This is a genomic window from Streptomyces bacillaris, assembly GCF_003268675.1.
Lineage (GTDB): Bacteria > Actinomycetota > Actinomycetes > Streptomycetales > Streptomycetaceae > Streptomyces > Streptomyces bacillaris.
This window is the reverse complement of record NZ_CP029378.1, coordinates 490,813-505,956: the sequence shown is the minus strand read 5'-3', so window position 1 is coordinate 505,956 and position 15,144 is coordinate 490,813. Positions and strand designations below refer to the sequence as shown.

Here is a 15,144-nt window from a genome sequence, read left to right as displayed (position 1 = left end):
CCCGTTGACCGCGGCCCCGTACGACGACCCGCCCCCGCGCCCCGCCCTCACCGTCCTGGGAGCCGGGGTGATGGGCGTCGGCATCACCGTCCTCGCCCTCGGACACGGCCTGCCGGTCCACCTGGTCGACATCGACCGGGAACGGCTCGACCGGGCCGGGGAACTGATCGACGGTGAACTCCGGCTGGCCGAGCTGATGGGCGCCCTGCCCGCCGGGACGGCCCCCGGCACTCTGGCCACCTGCACCTCGCTCAAGGCCGTCGGCAGCTCGACCGCCGTCATCGAGGCGGTCACCGAGAACGCCGCCGTCAAGGCCGCCGTCCTGTCCGAGGTCTCCGGACTGGTCCGGCCCGGAACCCTGCTGATCACCAACACCTCCTCCATCCCCGTCGACGAACTGGCCGGGGCCCTGGAACGGCCGGAGGAACTGGTCGGCACCCACTTCATGAACCCGCCCTACCTGATCACCACCGCCGAGGTGGTCCGGGGTCCCCGGACAGGGGACTCCGCGATGGCCGCCGTGGCGGCCCTGCTCACGGCGGTACGGCGGCGGGCCGTCGTCGTCCGGGACGCACCCGGCTTCGTCACCAGCCGCATCCTGCACCCGATGATCAACGACGCGGCCCGGGTCGTGGAGGAGGGCACGGCGACCGCCGAGGACGTCGACGCCCTGATGCAGGGCTGCCTGGGACACCCCACCGGCCCGCTGCGCACCGCCGACCTGATCGGCATCGACAACCTCGTCGACTCCCTCACCGTGCTCCACGAACGCACCGGCGACGACGGCTGCCGTCCCACCGGACTGCTGCTCCGACTGGTCCGCGAGGGGCGGCTGGGCCGCAAGTCCGGGCGCGGCTTCTACGACTACACCTGATCACCCCGACGAGGAGACGGCCATGACCGCAGCGAACACGCCCAACACCCACGACCTGGAGAAGGAACTGCTGGAATTCCTGGAGGAACGCACCGGAACCGCCTGGGACGCCGAGACCGACCTGTTCGACGTCGGCGGCCTGTCGTCCCTGTTCGCCATGCAGGTGGTGGTGCACCTGGAGAAGACCTACGCCATCGCCATCCGCGGGGCGGACCTGCGGCTGGACAACTTCCGTACCGTACGGCGGATGGCGGAGCTGGTGGACCGGCTCCGGGTGCCCGCCGCCGGGGGCCGGCATGGGTGAGGACCTGAGCGGTGCCATGACCTCCCTCACCCTGCGGGTCGGAGATCTGGCGGGGGAGTGGGACCGCACCGGCCTCATCCCGCCGGAGCTGCTCCGCGACCTGGGAGCCGAGGGCCGGCTGTGCGCCGAAGTCCCGGAGCAGTACGGCGGCTGGGGGCTCAGCAGCCTGCACAGCGGCGCGTACACCGCGCACGCGGGTGGCCTGTGCAGCTCGCTGCGGAGCGTGATGACCTCCCAGGGCATGGCGGCGTGGACCATCCAGCGCCTGGGCACCGCCGAGCAGTCGGCCGGCCTCCTGCCCCGGCTGACCGGTGGGGCGCTGGCGGCGGTCGGCTTCAGCGAGCCCGGCGCGGGCAGCGACCTCGCGGCGATGACGACGACCGTCCGCCGCGACGGTGACACGGTTGTCGTCGACGGACACAAGAAGTGGGTGACCGCCGCCCACTACGCCGACCTGGTGGTCGTCGTCGGCCGCCACGAGGACGGTGCCGTGGCTGTCGTCGTGCCCACCGGCACGCCCGGGGTCAGGATCGAGCGGATCACCGACCCGCTCGGCTGCCGCGCGGCCGGACACGCGGACGTCCACCTCGACGGGGTGCGGCTGCCGGCCGACAGCGTCCTGGGCGGCCACGGGCTGCCGACCGCCCTCCTGGTGACGACCGCGCTGGCCTACGGGCGGATGTCCGTCGCCTGGGGGTGCGTGGGCATCCTGCGGGCCTGTCTGGCGGCGGCCACCGCGCACGCCGCCGGACGGGAGCAGTTCGGCAGACCGATCGCGGAACACCAGCTCGTCGCCGGGCACATCGCCGACCTCTACACGGCCGAGCAGGTGGCCACGCGGGTCTGCGAGTACGCCGGCCGCTGCTGGGACGAAGGCTCCCCGGACCAGGTGGTGGCGACCGTACTGGCCAAACACGTCAGCGCGACCCAGGCCGCGCGGGGCGCGGCGACGGCGGTTCAGGTACTGGCCTCGGCCGGGTCCCGGGACGGGCACACGGTGGCCCGGGCGTACCGGGACGCCAAGCTGATGGAGATCATCGAGGGCAGCAACGAACTGTGCCGGCTGATGCTGGCCCAGCACGCCCTCTCCGCTCCGGGGGCACCGTGAGCGGGCCCGCGTCCGACGAGACGAGGAAGGACGACATGGCCGAGACCGTCAAATGCCTGGTCTGGGACCTGGACGACACCCTCTGGCAGGGCACCCTGCTGGAGGACGGCGAGGTGCACCTGCCGGACGAGGTGCGCAAGGTGGTGATCGAGCTCGACTCCCGCGGCATCCTCCAGTCCGTCGCCAGCCGCAACGACCACGAGCACGCCTGGGCCCGGCTGGAGGCGTTCGGCGTGGCCGAGTACTTCGTCCTGCCGGAGATCGGGTGGGGGGCCAAGTCCGATGCGGTGCGCCGGATCGCGGACCGGCTGAACTTCGCGCTCACGACCATCGCCTTCGTCGACGACCGGCCCGCCGAACGGGCCGAAGTGGCCTTCCACCTGCCCGACGTACGGTGCTACCCGGCCGACCGGGTCCTGGCCCTCCCCGACCTCGTCGAGTTCACCCCCGCGACCAGCACCGTCGACTCCCGGCGCCGCCGCGAGATGTACCAGGCGGGCTTCCGCCGCGAGGCCGAGCGGGCGGCCGCACCCGGCCCCGACGAGGAGTTCCTGCGCTCCCTGGACCTGCGGATGTGCATCGGCCGGGCCACCGGCGAGGAGCTGTCCCGGGTCGAGGAACTCACCCTGCGCACCAGCCAGATGAACGCGACCGGGGTCCACTACCCGGACGCGGTGCTGCGCGGCCTGATCACCGACCCCCGGCACGAGGTCCTGGTGGTCACCCTCACCGACCGGTTCGGCCCGCACGGCGCGGTCGGCGTCCTGCTGCTGGAGCGGCACCCGGGCCTGTGGCACCTCAAGCTGCTCGCCACGTCCTGCCGGGTCGTCGCCTACGGTGCCGGTGCGACCCTGCTGAACTGGCTGGCCGACGCCGCCGCCCGGTCCGGGGTCCACCTGGTGGCGGACTTCCGGGCGACCGAACGCAACCGGATGATGGAGATCGCCTACCGGTTCGCGGGCTTCGAGGGCCTGGCCGAAGCCCCGTGCCCGTGCGCCGCCGTCTTCGTACCGGTCGCGGAGGACACCGGACTGGAGCGCCTGCACCTGGCCCCCGGCCCGCGCGTGGTGTCCACCGTCATGGATGTGGAGGCATCCGACCTGAGCACACCGGGAGGGGGCCCGGGAACACCGTGACCGCCGCGGCGGCCGGTGCTCCCGGGCTCCGGCCCGCTGCCCTCAGCGCTTGCGGACGAGGGTGATCCCGTCGGCCATCACCAGCAGCGACAGCTCCACCCGGGGGTCCTCGTGCAGCACCCGGTTCAGAGCCCGGACCCCGGCGGTCTCCGGGTCCACGGCGGCCGGGTCCGCCACCCGGCCGAAGAAGAGGGTGTTGTCGACCACGATCAGACCCCCGGCGCGCAGCAGCGCGAGCGACGACTCGTAGTAGCGGGGGTAGTTGGCCTTGTCCGCGTCGATGAACACCAGGTCGAAGCTCTCCGGCCCGCGCTCCGCCAGCAGCGTGTCCAGGGTCGCGGCGGCATCGCCGATCCGCAGGTCGATCCGTGAGTCGACCCCGTCCCGTTTCCAGAAGTCGGCGCCGATGGCCGGCCACCGGTCGTCGATGTCGCAGGACACCAGCAGACCGCCGGCCGGGAGCGCGCGGGCCATGCATAGGGTGCTGTAGCCGGTGTAGGTGCCGATCTCCAGCACCGTCCGTGCCCCCGTCAACCCGACCAGCAGGGAGAGCAGTTGGCCCTCCTCCGCCATCACCTGCAGGGCGCTCCCGCCCGGCAGCTCCGCGGTGGTCTCCCGCAGCTCCTTGAGGAGATCGTCGTCACGAAGGGAGATCTCGCGGACGTAGGCGAGCAGGTCGTGGGTGGCTGCTGTCTGGTCGGCCATGGTGCGGGGGTCCTCTCGAGGGAGATCGGGGTGATCGGGGTGGAGGAGATCCGGGCGAAGGACATCGGGTCGCGAAGGATCGGGTCGGACGCGAAAGACCGGGTCGGAAGGATCGGGGCGATGGGTGGGGCAGGGGTGCCGGGAGGGTCACCCGGCGCGCATGTAGGAGCGGCCGTGCCGCCGTACGGCGACCGCCTGCGCCCGCTCGCGGGCGTACGCCCGCAGCAGCGCGTCCAGCTGGTAGAGGCCCCCCGCGGGCGCACCCAGCAGATTCGCCACGACCAGGGAGTCCAGGGCCTCCTCGGCCTGCGCCTCCGGGCAGCCGAACATCACCGCGACCTCGCCGCCGGAGACCGAGGACGCCCCGGCGGCCCCCAGCGCGGCCAGCACCTCGGCGGGGTCGATTCCGCCCGGTGCCGTCCGCCGGAGCCCGGCCACCTCGGCGTCCAGACAGGGCCGGACACCGGCATCGCCCGCGCACAGTTCGTCCAGCAGCCGGGGGGCCTCCGTGAGCCGCCGGGCCAGGTGCCCGATGCTCCAGTGCGGGCGCTCCAGCAGCCGGGTCCCCGCGATCCGGATCGCCAGCGGCAGGCCCGCGCAGATTGTCACCACCGTACGGGCCGCCCGCGGTTCGCCGCCGACCCTGGCCGTGCCGACGATGCTGCCCAGCAGCTCCAGCGACCCGGCCTCGTCCAGCGGGCCGAGCAGAAGGGTGCGCGCCCCCTCCAGATCGGCCAGCCGCCGCCGACTGGTCACCAGCAGCCTGCTGCCCCCGCTGCCCGGGATCAGCGGCCGCACCTGCGCGGAGCCGGAGACGTTGTCGAGCACCACCAGCAGACGGCGGCCCGCGGTGAGCGAACGGTAGAGGCTCTCCCGCTCCGACTCCTCCCCGGGGATCTCGTCCCGGGGCACACCGAGGTCCGCCAGGAACCGCGGCAGCACCTCCCGGGCGGTCGACGGCCGCTCCGCCCCGCCGAGATCCGCGTAGAGCTGGCCGTGTACGGAGGAGCCGCGCATGGTGTGCGCCGCGTGCAGGGCCAGGGCGCTCTTGCCGACACCGCCCCGGCCGGTCACCACCGCCGTCGCCACCATGCCCGCGGGCATCGTGCCGGTCGTGAGGAAGTGCCGCACCCGCGCCAGCGCGTCGGAGCGGGCCGACAGCGGCAGCGGCACCGAGGGAAGCTGCGCAGGATCGGGCCAGCGGGGCCTTTCCCGGACCGTGGCAGCGGCCGGTGCGGCGGCTGTCTCCGGGGCCGGCGCGGGCCGCTCCTGCGGGTCGGGCGTACGGGGCCGGTCGTGGGCCGAGAGGATGTGCCGGTGGACCTCGCGCAGATCCGCGCTCGGCTCGGCCCCGAGCTGTTCGACGAGCAGTACCCGGGTGCGCCGGTAGAGGTCCAGGGCCTCCGACTGCCGTCCCGAGCGGAAGAGCGCCAGCATCAACTTGCCCACCAGGGCCTCCCGTAAGGGATGCTCCCGCACCAGCCGCACCAGCTCCGGCACGATCTCGGCGTGCCGCAGCAGCGCCAGCTCCGCGTCGAACCGCAGCTCCATGGTCTGCAGCCGGAGCTCCTGGAGGTAGCGGCCCTCCACATCGCGCAGCGTCCGCGACGGGATGTCCGCCAGCGGCTCCTCACGCCACAGGGCCAGCGCCTCGGCCAGCTCGGCGGAGGAGCCCTCCAGGTCTCCGCGCTCGGCCAACTCCGCCGCGCGTCTGCGGTGGGCGGTGAACTGGCCGAGATCACTCTCGTGCTCGCCGAGTTCCAGAAGGTAGCCGGGCGCCCGGGTGAGGATGCGGGCGGAGGCGTGCTCGCCCAGCGACTGCCGCAGGCGCATCACGTAGGTGCGCACGGTCGCGGCGGCACTCGGAGGCGGGGCGCCGTCCCAGACGTACTCGGTGATGCGGTCGACCGAGATCACCCGGTTGGCGTTGAGGAGGAGCGCTGCCATGACCACGCGCTGCCTCGGCGCCGACACGTGCACCTCACGCGCGTTCAACCGGACGGAAAGCGGGCCCAGCAACAGGAAGTTCAAGGGGGGAGTCCTCTTCGTCGCACGACCGGTGGGCAAGACTGCTTCCAGCGTCTTAGGTGACCATGTGGGGGTCAACGCGCTCCTGTCGTGTCTAGATGTATTCCTAGAGCGAGGGGTCTTGCGCTCGTGCCGGGTTTACGCTGCGCGGCACCCTCGTGGCGGCTCCGCGTCCGCCGCTCCGGGGCGGCCGGAGTCCGGGGTCGTACGGGAGGAGCAGCGGGTCCGCCGTCACGGGCCCGCCCGGCCCGTCGCCGTGGAGCCGGAGCCGAGTAAATCCCCGGGATTGATCCGGACCGCAGCTTTCTCGCCATTTACCGGAGAAGCAGCGGAAATTGAACGCGGACCTGCGTGGCCGGATACGCTCAGATGCGTACTTGCTGACATTCCGAGAGGCATGGCAGGCTGTCATATGCGGTGCCCTGACTCGCCGATCACCGCCGCTCGGCGCTCCCCGCATTAGCGCGTACTGGCCGACCCACCGGTGCGGAGGATGTGCCATGCGATCACCGAGCACCGCTCGCCGGCCACGCGCGGATAATTCGAGAAAGGATTGAAAGGCCGACATGACCTCGCTTTCCTTGGACAGCGACCTGTGGTGCCGTCGCTTCCATCCCTCGCCGACGGCCACGCGCCGCCTGGTCTGCTTTCCGCACGCCGGTGGCTCGGCCAGTTTCTACTTCCCGGTTTCCGCGGCGCTGCGCGGACCGGTCGACCTCCTGGCCGTGCAGTACCCCGGCAGGCAGGACCGCCGGGAGGAGCCCGCCGTCCAGGACCTGCACCGCATGGCCGACGACGTGGCCGAAGCGCTGCGCCGCTGGGACGACCTCCCTCTGACGCTCTTCGGGCACAGCATGGGCGCGCTCGTCGCCTTCGAGGTGGCCCGGCGGATCGAGCGCGCGGGCGGCCGGATCGACCACCTCTTCGTCTCCGGCCGCAAGGGGCCGTCCGTGGACGGGCCCGAGCTCTCCCACCCGCTCGACGACGAGGGCATCGTGGCGGAGGTCAGGGCCATGAGCGGCACCGACGCCCGGCTTCTGGAGGACGAGGAGCTGCTGCGGATGGTGCTGCCCGCGCTGCGCGGCGACTACCGGGCCCTGGGGGCCTACCGGGCCGACCGCGACGCCGTGGTCACCTGCCCGGTCACCGCCGTGGTGGGGGACCAGGACCCCTGGACACCGGTCCCCGAGGCCGCGCACTGGCGCGACCGCACGACAGCCGCGTTCGACCTCAGGGTCTTCCCCGGCGGGCATTTCTACCTCAGCAGCCGGGCGGACGAGGTGACCGCCATGCTCCGTGACCACCTCACCGGCACGCTGCGGACCTGAGACAACGGACGACAGAGAAGGGGGGACCGGGGAGTGACACCGTCAGCGACCTCTGAAGAGACCAAGCCCGCACCGCGGCCGCCGAGGTCCGAGCCCGTCGGCGACGCCCGTCCGGCGGGCGCGGACCCGTCCGCCGGCACGGGTGTCCGGCGGCTGACCGCCGTGGACGTCCGCATCCTGGAAGGTGTCGCGGTCGGCACCCCGACCGTCCGGCTGGCGGCATCGCTCTATCTGAGCCGACAGGGCGTCGAGTACCGCATCGGGCTGATGATGCGCCATTTCCAGGCCACGAACCGGGCCGCTCTGATTTCCCGGGCGCACTCGCTCGGTGTGCTGAGCGTCGGGGCATGGCCGCCCCGTGTCCTCCCGGAATTCCTTGAACCCTAGAAGAGGGCGTCGACCCCTCGGACAAAGGACCGAACAGATCCTTTCCGAAGGCGAGAGAACGCACTCCGCCGGTATGCTGCCGGAGATTTTCCCAGAGCTGGATATCGTCTCGATATCGCGCCGCGCGACAGATTGCCGACCGCCCGGGCGAACGCCGGATTCTGCGCCATGGAACTGTCAGGTACACGTCCGCTGTACTGCACCTGGGCCGCACCACTGCCCCTCCATTCACACCAATCCACAGGAGCTGTCATGAGTCTGGGGTACCTATTCGGCGGTGGCGTCGGGACCGAGCCGCGGGGCCTGGAGCTCTACCGGACCTACGAGACCGTGCGGAGCTGGTACGAACAGGTCTCCGCATGGACCGGGCTGACGGTCGGACAGATCCTGGAGGAGGACCTCCCGGCCGCCCAGGAGGAGCGCCAGAGCGTCGGCACCGTCCGCGAAGCCGCCCTCGCGATCGGCGTACACGACGTACTCGCCTCGTTCGGCCTGCGCCCCGCGGCCATCGGCGGACTCAGCCTCGGCGCGATGACCGCCAGCTGTCTCGCCGGGGCGCTGGGGCGGCGGGAACTCTTCGACATGCTGGCCGGTTCCCGCGACGCCCCGGAATCGCCCGCCGGAGACCCGCGACAGGGGATAGCCATCGCCTTCGGCTCCCTCGACGGGGGCGCCCCCTCCCACCCGGGCGAGAACGTCCCCGGCATCCACCTGGCGGGCGACTTCGGGCCCACGGCCGACGGCACCCGGCGCATCATGATGCTCGCCGGCCACGCCGAAGCACTCGGCGCGCTCGCCGCCGAGGCCCCACCGGGAACGGTCGTGCCGCTCCCCGGGCGCACCATCGCCGTCCACACCCCGCTGCGCCGGCCCTACCGCGACTTCATGGCCCCGCGCATCGACGCGATCCCCTTCACCGACCCCGAACTCCCTTTGCTGTCCTGCCTGGAGCCCAAGGTCCTACGCACCGCGGCCGACGTCAGAGACCTCTTCCAGCGCAACTCCACGCACCCGATCAGCCTGGTCGACGTCTACGGCGGGATGAAGGAGCAGGGCGTACGGCTCGGGCTGGTGATGGGCCCCTCGATCCCCGAGGGCATCCTCGCGTTTCCCTTCCCCGTGGTCCACATCGAGCGGCCCGAACACATCGAGCAGGCCCTGACCACCGCCTACGACCTCGGTATCGACCTCTCCGGCGCCCCGGCCCTGTCGTGACCGCCGCCACCCGCGCCGACCCCGACGCCCGGATCGCACGATGGCTGGACACCGACCTCGACGAGTGGACCCGCACCGTGGTCCGACGGCACTTCGACCCGGTGTCCGGCAGCCCCTACTGGCTCGATCAGGCCTCCCGGCTGGACTTCGACGCCCGCGACATCACCCGCTACGACCAGCTCGGCGCCTTCGGCCCGTTCCCGCTCGACCGGCTGCGCGAGGAGGACCCCGCGGACCTCGTCCCGCTGTCCGTGCCCAGGCCGCTGGCCGGACGGGTCTGGGACAGCGGAGGCACCACCGGCACCCCCTGCCGGGCGTTCTACACCCCCGACATGCTGCTGCACCGGGCGATCTGGCGCCGCTGGTCCTTCGTACGGGAAGGGTTCGCCCCCGGCCGCACCTGGCTGCAGGCCACCCCCACCGGACCGCACCTGATCGGGAACGGCGTCCGGGAGGTGTCCGAACTCCACGCCGGCCAGGTGTACGCGGTGGACATGGATCCCCGGTGGGTCAAGCGCCTCATCCGGGCGGGACGTCTGGCCGAGGTCGACGACTACACCGCCCACTTGCTGGAGCAGATCACCGACGTCCTCAGGCAGGGCCGGGTCCACTACCTCAACACCACCCCGGCCCTCCTCCAGGCCCTCTGCCGGCACCGGCCCGAACTGGTCGCGGCCCTGGACGGCGTACGCCTGAGCGGCACCCAGATCAGCGCCGACATGTACCGGACCTTCACCACCGCCCTGCGGGGCGGGATCTGCGGACTGACGTACGGCAACACCTTCGGCAACGCGGCCTGCCTGGACATCGAGCGGGACGGCGAACTGATCAGCTACGTCCCGAACTATCCGCAGGTGACTATGGCGGTGGTCGACAGGAGCGACCTCTCGACCCCGGTCGCCCCGGGCGCGGTCGGCCGGGTGCGCCTCACCGTCCTCCACGAGGACCTCTTCCTCCCCAACATCCTGGAACGCGACCAGGCCCTCCGCCACCCGACCGACCTCTGGCCCACCGACGGCGTCGCCAACATCCGCCCCCTCCAGATCACCGACTCCTCGCCCGAGGGCCTCTACTGACGCAGCTCCCCGGCCAGGCGCTGGACACGCTAGGAGCGTCTCGCCCCGCGGGAGTTGGCGCCCTCCACCGAGTACGGGACGTACGTCCGCCGGTCCGGGTCGATGGCCAGGCGGCCCCCGGCCGGGGGGCGGGCCCGCTGGGCGCAGTCGCGGCGTTCGCAGATGCGGCAGCCGAGGCCGATCGGGGTCGCCGCCCGGGGGTCGTCGAGGGCGACCCCCTCCGCGTAGACGAGGCGGTGCGCGTGGCGGAGTTCGCAGCCCAGGGCGACGGCGAACTCGGCACGCGGGGCGTGATGGCTGTAGCCGCCGCGGGTGATCGTCCGGGCGACCCAGAAGTAGCGCTTGCCGTCCGGCATTTCCGCGACCTGGGTGAGGGTGCGGCCGGAGGCGGAGAACGCCTCGTACACCGTCCAGAGCGGGCAGGTGCCGCCCATGCGGGAGAAGTGGAAGTCGGTCGCGGACTGCCGTTTGGAGATGTTGCCGGCCCGGTCGACCCGGAGGAAGGAGAACGGCACCCCGCGGTGGCCGGTGCGGTGGAGGGTGCTCAGGCGGTGGCAGATGGTCTCGAAGCTCACACCGAAGCGGGCGGACAGCAGCTCGATGTCGTAGCGGACGGCCTCGGCCGCGGCGTGGAAGACGGTGTACGGCATGAGCAGGGCCCCGGCGAAGTAGTTGGCCAGGCCGATACGGGCCAGCGTGAACGACTCGGGCGAGGACAACTCTGATGCGCTGTCCGCGAGTTCGTCCATCAGCGGGCGCTGTTCCAGGAAGGCGAGCTGGGTGGCGAGCTGGAAGGCCCGCTGGCCGTCGCTGAGCCAGGGGGAGAGGAAGAGCAGCCCGGTGTCGGGGTCGTAGCGGCGGGCATCGGCGGCCCGGCCCGGCCTGGACGACGTGGACACCGTGGCGTTCGGCGAGCAGCGCCGTGAGGGGGTCGGCGGCCCGGCCCGGGCGCAGCTCCAGGGCCTCCGCGGTGCGTTCGGCCTCCGTGTCGAGGGGGCCGAAGTGGTTGTGGTGGGCGTAGAAGAAGTCGCGTACCTCGTCGTGCGGCTCGGCCGGGGGCAGGAGCGTCTGTCCTGTTTCCGGTGAGGCGAGGGCGGCGGCCTGTTCGGCGGTCTCGCGGTAGCGCAGGTGCAGGGCCACCAGTGCGCGGGCCACCTCCGGGTGGTCGCGGGCCGCTTCGGTGATCTCCTCGGCCGCCGGGACGGTCACCCCGCACGCCTCGTCGGCCAGGGCCGCGCGCAGGTCGGCCGCGAGACGGTCTCCGGCGGCCTCGGAGAAGAACTCCGCGTCGACCCCGAAGACCTTCGCGATCTGCGGGAGCACGCTCGCGGTGAGCGGCCGCTGCCCCAGCTCGATCTGGTTGGCGTAGCTGGCGGAGATGCCGAGCGCACGGGCCATCTCGATCTGGTTCATCCCCCGCTCGCGGCGCAGACGGCGGAGCTTGGAATGGGCGTAGACCTTGTGCTCGGTCGCTCGTCGGGCCACGGGTCCCCCCTGGTCGCGTGCCTTCCGAAGGCGGGGTGCACCTGCGCATGTGCTTGCGAACATAGCATCCGCGTCATTCGCAACATTCGCAGATTCGCAGCTCATTCCTGGTGGGGCTTCACAGCTTCGACAGGTGGTCCGGGAGCGGCGGAGCGGGCACTGTCCATGGCATCAGCTCTGACAGCACCGACCACGCTTTGCGAGGAGTCCCGTGATCGACCACCAGGTACGCGTCCACCCCAGCGCCGCCCGGCTGCCCCGTGAGGAGCAGCTCGCCTGGAAGCTCGCCGTCGTCGCCGCAGGCACCCAGGAGGCCGGGGAGCTGGACCCGGACGCGGCGGCCATGGCCGCCAACCGGATCATCGACAACGCGTCCGTCGCGGTCGCCTCCCTGCTGCGCCGCCCGGTCGCCGTCGCCCGCGCCCAGGCCCAGCGCGCCGTGATCACCGCGGTCCGGCGGACCCTGGAAGCCATCAACCGCGACGGCGACAGCGGTGCCGTCCATGACGACATGGCCTCCTTCGCGGAACGCGAGCGCATCGTGCGCACGGCCGAGTACCTCGCCATCGGGTCCTGACGGCCGGAGGACCGGAGGGGTCGGGTGCTGCGGGAGCGGCCCGTCGGATGCCGGACCGCTTCAGGCATCAGAACGCTTCGGCGTCAGAACGCGAGCACGACGACGGTGCTCGCGTAGATGGCGATCAGCAGGATCCCGTCGAAACCGATCTTGAGCCAGCCACGCTTCTGGCGGACGAGGAGACCACCGAGCAGGACCGCCGTCATGACCAGCGCACCGCTCGTGAGGAACAACTCGTCCTGACTTGCGGCGTGGAACAGGGAGCCGCCCCGATAGGCGATGTCCCCGACGACGAGGTTGAGCGCGTCCAGGCAGTTACCGCCGACGATGGCGGCCACGGCCAGGGTGACGGCTCCGCGGCGGACGGCCGCGATGGAGGTGACCGTCTCCGGAAGCGCGTTGACCAGGCCCATGAACACAGCCCCGACGAGTCCGGCGCTCAGGCCCGTGTTCTCCACGATGCCTTCCGCCGCGCGGGCCACCGCCCACCCTCCGACCATGACGAGGGCCGCCGCGGCCAGGAACTCGCTCCACAGCCGTGCCGTGCTGTGGGCGCCGAGCCCTTCGGTCTCTTCGCTCGCGACATCGGAGACCGTGTCCGTCGTGGGCACCGCCCGCCACATGGGTTCGCCGTGGGAACGGATGAGTTGGAGGCCTCCGACGTAGAAGGCCACCATCACCACGGACGCGGGGTGCAGGCCCAGAACGGTGACCGACGGGCTGAACGTCGCCATCAGGGCGATTCCCAGCAATCCGATCAGCAGGCAGCCGAAGAGCATGTTGGGCACCGACGCTGAGGCGTGTTCAAGGTTGACTCTCCGTAGGAAGGCATCGGCGACGACGAGAGCGAGCGTCTGCGCCGCGATACCGCCCACAGCGTTGCTGTACGCGAGGTCGGGCTGATCGGCAGCGGCGCTGACCGCGGTCATCACGATGCCCGAGAGGGACGTCACCAAGCCGAACAGCACCGCGCCGAACAGGGCTTCGCCCCAGCCGGTACGGTCGGCAAGGGTGTCGCCCACCCCCGCGAGCCGGATGCTGCACACCACGGTGACGGCCGTGGCCAGCAGGAAGATTCCGATGCTCCCGCTCAGAGGCCATACGTCGGTCAGCATGGAGCATGGAACCCCTTCGGCGTGACGAAGCAGCGGAGAGTAGCCGTCTCTCTCTTACCACGTAGCTCCCGCTCTGAACGTGCTGCCTGCCAGAGGGAGGCAGTGGCGGGCGGAGCTCATGGGGCACGGGTTCAGGAACTCCACCACGGCGGGCGGGCGTCCTGCCCGGTGCCGGTACGGGGGGCGGTGGTGGTTCCGATTCCGGTACGGGGGCGGGGGGGCGCGCGGCCCGGCGCGGCCCGTACCGGCACTGGCGAAGCCTCAGGCGGCGCCCGGGTAGTCCGGCCCGATGACCAGGGTGAGGACCTGGCCCGCACTCTGCTCGTCCGGGTGGGCCGTGACCCCGTCCAGCCGGGAGGTGAGCACCCGTGCGTGGTCCGCCATGCCGGGCGCGTGCAGTACGGCCGTACGTTCGGCCGGATCCGGGGCGTTTCCCGTACCGACGACGGTGTAGCCGAGGTCGCGCAGCTCCTCGGCGGCCTGCGCGGCCCGGCCGGCGACGCCGGTCCCGTTGAGCACCCGGACCCGGACCGAGCGGGCGTGGACCGGGTCGGCGGCCGAGGCTTCCAGCGCCTTCTTGTCTGTCTCGCGGTCTTCGGCCATCGCGTCGAAGAGATCGGCGGCCTGGGGGTACTGCCAGACGACGTTGGCCCGGTCGGAGGGCACATCGGCCTCGCGGGCGTAGTTGGGCACGGTGAGGAAGGTGAGCCGGTCGGCGGGTATGCCCTTGAGCTCGGCGGCGAGCGCGGACAGCGGCTTGATCCCGGCCAGGGCGCGGTCGGTGGTGATGGACTTGGTGGCGGAGTCGAGGAAGCCGTAGAGGTCGGCAGGGCTGGTCAGCGTCTGCTGGGCCTTGGCGGCCAGCGCCTTCATGAACTCCTGCTGGCGTCCGATGCGTCCGATGTCGGAGCCGTCGCCCACGCTGTAGCGCGTGCGGACGTAGCCGAGGGCGTCCTCGTCCCTGACGGTCTGGCAGCCGGCTTCGAGGTCCAGGCGGGCCTTCTCGTCCCGGATGGCCGCCTCGGGACACACCTCGATCCCGCCCAGCGCGTTCACCATCCCCTTGAACCCCTGGAAGTCGACGGAGACGAAGTGGTCGATGCGCAGTCCGGTGTTCTGCTCGACCGTCCTGATCGTGCAGGCGGCGGCTGCCCCGACATCGCCCCCCGTACCGCCGATGGCGAACGACGCGTTGATCTTGAAGCTGTGCGGTTCGGACCTGATCCCGTCGCCCCGGTCGCAGGCCGGTATACGGACCCAGGAGTCGCGCGGGAGCGATACGGCCGTGGCCCACTCGCGGTCGGCGGCCAGGTGGAGAACCATCAGCGTGTCCGACTGCATGGTCTCCAGGCCCTTGCCGTACGCCGCGTTCCCGCCCGCCCTGCTGTCCGAGCCGACCACCAGGATGTTCTTGGAGCCCGGGCTCATGTTGCGGGGGCGCTCACCGCCGATCCGGTTGTCGACGTCGGCGGCGTGGATGTTGCCGTCCAGCTCCCCGTAGATCCAGGCCCCGGCTCCGGCCGCGCCCAGTACCAGTACGGCCAGCACCCCGGCCGACCACAGCAGGACCCGGCCACGCCGGGTCAACGGTGCCTTGCGGCGGTCCCTTCCCCGACGGCTACGGCGTCGCGCGGCACGGCCCCGCCGCCCTTGGCCTTCTGTGCCCACACTGCCCTCCGACGATCCTGCCCCGCCCTGCCTCCCCGCGCACACGCCGATCCGGGGTTGCCGCCGCATCGTGCGGCTGAAAGAACTTTACAGTTCTGTAGATGTGCGGATGCGGGGTCCCCTTCCCCGGCTCGCGTC

The 15,144-nt window shown here is 71.9% G+C and carries 12 protein-coding genes and 2 pseudogenes; 9 read left to right on the top strand and 5 right to left on the bottom strand.

Annotated elements, in window-relative coordinates:
• Positions 1-4: 4 nt before the first annotated feature.
• From DJ476_RS02230 to DJ476_RS02215, 4 genes are read left to right on the top strand one after another with little or no spacing between them, the layout of a single operon-like run.
• Positions 5-874, top strand: coding sequence for a 3-hydroxyacyl-CoA dehydrogenase family protein (locus DJ476_RS02230; protein ID WP_103417772.1), 870 nt, complete (start codon positions 5-7; stop codon positions 872-874).
• A gap of 22 nt (positions 875-896) precedes the next feature.
• On the top strand, positions 897-1,178 hold the full coding sequence (locus DJ476_RS02225) for an acyl carrier protein (RefSeq protein WP_103417759.1): 282 nt from the start codon (positions 897-899) through the stop codon (positions 1,176-1,178).
• A complete protein-coding gene (locus DJ476_RS02220; protein ID WP_112489673.1) occupies positions 1,171-2,286 on the top strand; it encodes an acyl-CoA dehydrogenase family protein in 1,116 nt (371 codons plus the stop codon). Before DJ476_RS02225 ends, DJ476_RS02220 begins: the two co-directional genes overlap by 8 nt.
• 35 nt (positions 2,287-2,321) lie before the next feature.
• Complete coding sequence (locus tag DJ476_RS02215; RefSeq protein WP_103417771.1) at positions 2,322-3,422, top strand: HAD-IIIC family phosphatase; 1,101 nt, start codon at positions 2,322-2,324, stop codon at positions 3,420-3,422.
• A 42-nt stretch (positions 3,423-3,464) separates the two neighbouring features.
• On the opposite strand, the gene DJ476_RS02210 is transcribed toward DJ476_RS02215, so the two are convergent.
• Together DJ476_RS02210 and DJ476_RS02205 are read right to left on the bottom strand one after the other, a co-directional pair.
• The gene (locus tag DJ476_RS02210) at positions 3,465-4,127 is read right to left on the bottom strand and encodes a class I SAM-dependent methyltransferase (protein ID WP_112489672.1); all 663 of its coding nucleotides are present in this window, start codon (positions 4,125-4,127) and stop codon (positions 3,465-3,467) included.
• A gap of 147 nt (positions 4,128-4,274) precedes the next feature.
• The gene (locus DJ476_RS02205) at positions 4,275-6,101 is read right to left on the bottom strand and encodes an AfsR/SARP family transcriptional regulator (RefSeq protein WP_318294302.1); all 1,827 of its coding nucleotides are present in this window, start codon (positions 6,099-6,101) and stop codon (positions 4,275-4,277) included.
• 620 nt (positions 6,102-6,721) lie between these two features.
• Between DJ476_RS02205 and DJ476_RS02200 the strand changes: the two genes are divergently transcribed.
• The 4 genes from DJ476_RS02200 to DJ476_RS02185 all read left to right on the top strand — a co-directional run bounded on the left by DJ476_RS02200 (position 6,722) and on the right by DJ476_RS02185 (position 10,161).
• Positions 6,722-7,483, top strand: coding sequence for a thioesterase II family protein (locus tag DJ476_RS02200; protein ID WP_112489670.1), 762 nt, complete (start codon positions 6,722-6,724; stop codon positions 7,481-7,483).
• Positions 7,484-7,516: 33 nt separating this feature from the next.
• Positions 7,517-7,870: a helix-turn-helix transcriptional regulator gene (locus DJ476_RS02195; protein WP_103417754.1), complete on the top strand. Its 354-nt coding sequence runs from the start codon at positions 7,517-7,519 to the stop codon at positions 7,868-7,870.
• A gap of 252 nt (positions 7,871-8,122) precedes the next feature.
• Positions 8,123-9,085, top strand: coding sequence for a malonyl transferase (locus DJ476_RS02190; protein WP_103417753.1), 963 nt, complete (start codon positions 8,123-8,125; stop codon positions 9,083-9,085).
• Positions 9,082-10,161: an arylcarboxylate reductase gene (locus DJ476_RS02185; protein ID WP_112489669.1), complete on the top strand. Its 1,080-nt coding sequence runs from the start codon at positions 9,082-9,084 to the stop codon at positions 10,159-10,161. Before DJ476_RS02190 ends, DJ476_RS02185 begins: the two co-directional genes overlap by 4 nt.
• A 29-nt stretch (positions 10,162-10,190) precedes the next feature.
• On the opposite strand, the pseudogene DJ476_RS02180 reads toward DJ476_RS02185, so the two are convergent.
• A pseudogene (locus DJ476_RS02180) lies at positions 10,191-11,646 on the bottom strand (short-chain fatty acyl-CoA regulator family protein).
• A gap of 211 nt (positions 11,647-11,857) precedes the next feature.
• Between DJ476_RS02180 and DJ476_RS35300 the strand changes: the two are divergent.
• Positions 11,858-12,076: pseudogene (locus DJ476_RS35300) on the top strand (MmgE/PrpD family protein); the annotation flags it as partial.
• Between the two features lie 230 nt (positions 12,077-12,306).
• Here DJ476_RS35300 and DJ476_RS02170 read toward each other — a convergent pair.
• Positions 12,307-13,338, bottom strand: coding sequence for a sodium:calcium antiporter (locus tag DJ476_RS02170; RefSeq protein WP_112489667.1), 1,032 nt, complete (start codon positions 13,336-13,338; stop codon positions 12,307-12,309).
• A gap of 261 nt (positions 13,339-13,599) precedes the next feature.
• The gene (locus tag DJ476_RS02165) at positions 13,600-14,925 is read right to left on the bottom strand and encodes an LCP family protein (RefSeq protein WP_167480363.1); all 1,326 of its coding nucleotides are present in this window, start codon (positions 14,923-14,925) and stop codon (positions 13,600-13,602) included.
• Positions 14,926-15,144 lie beyond the last annotated feature (219 nt).

Coding starts and splice junctions, on each gene's coding strand:
- DJ476_RS02170 (WP_112489667.1), bottom strand. CDS start 13,338: ATGCTGACCGACGTATGGCCTCTGAGCGGGAGCATCGGAATCTTCCTG.
- DJ476_RS02210 (WP_112489672.1), bottom strand. CDS start 4,127: ATGGCCGACCAGACAGCAGCCACCCACGACCTGCTCGCCTACGTCCGC.
- DJ476_RS02190 (WP_103417753.1), top strand. CDS start 8,123: ATGAGTCTGGGGTACCTATTCGGCGGTGGCGTCGGGACCGAGCCGCGG.
- DJ476_RS02200 (WP_112489670.1), top strand. CDS start 6,722: ATGACCTCGCTTTCCTTGGACAGCGACCTGTGGTGCCGTCGCTTCCAT.
- DJ476_RS02215 (WP_103417771.1), top strand. CDS start 2,322: ATGGCCGAGACCGTCAAATGCCTGGTCTGGGACCTGGACGACACCCTC.
- DJ476_RS02225 (WP_103417759.1), top strand. CDS start 897: ATGACCGCAGCGAACACGCCCAACACCCACGACCTGGAGAAGGAACTG.
- DJ476_RS02220 (WP_112489673.1), top strand. CDS start 1,171: ATGGGTGAGGACCTGAGCGGTGCCATGACCTCCCTCACCCTGCGGGTC.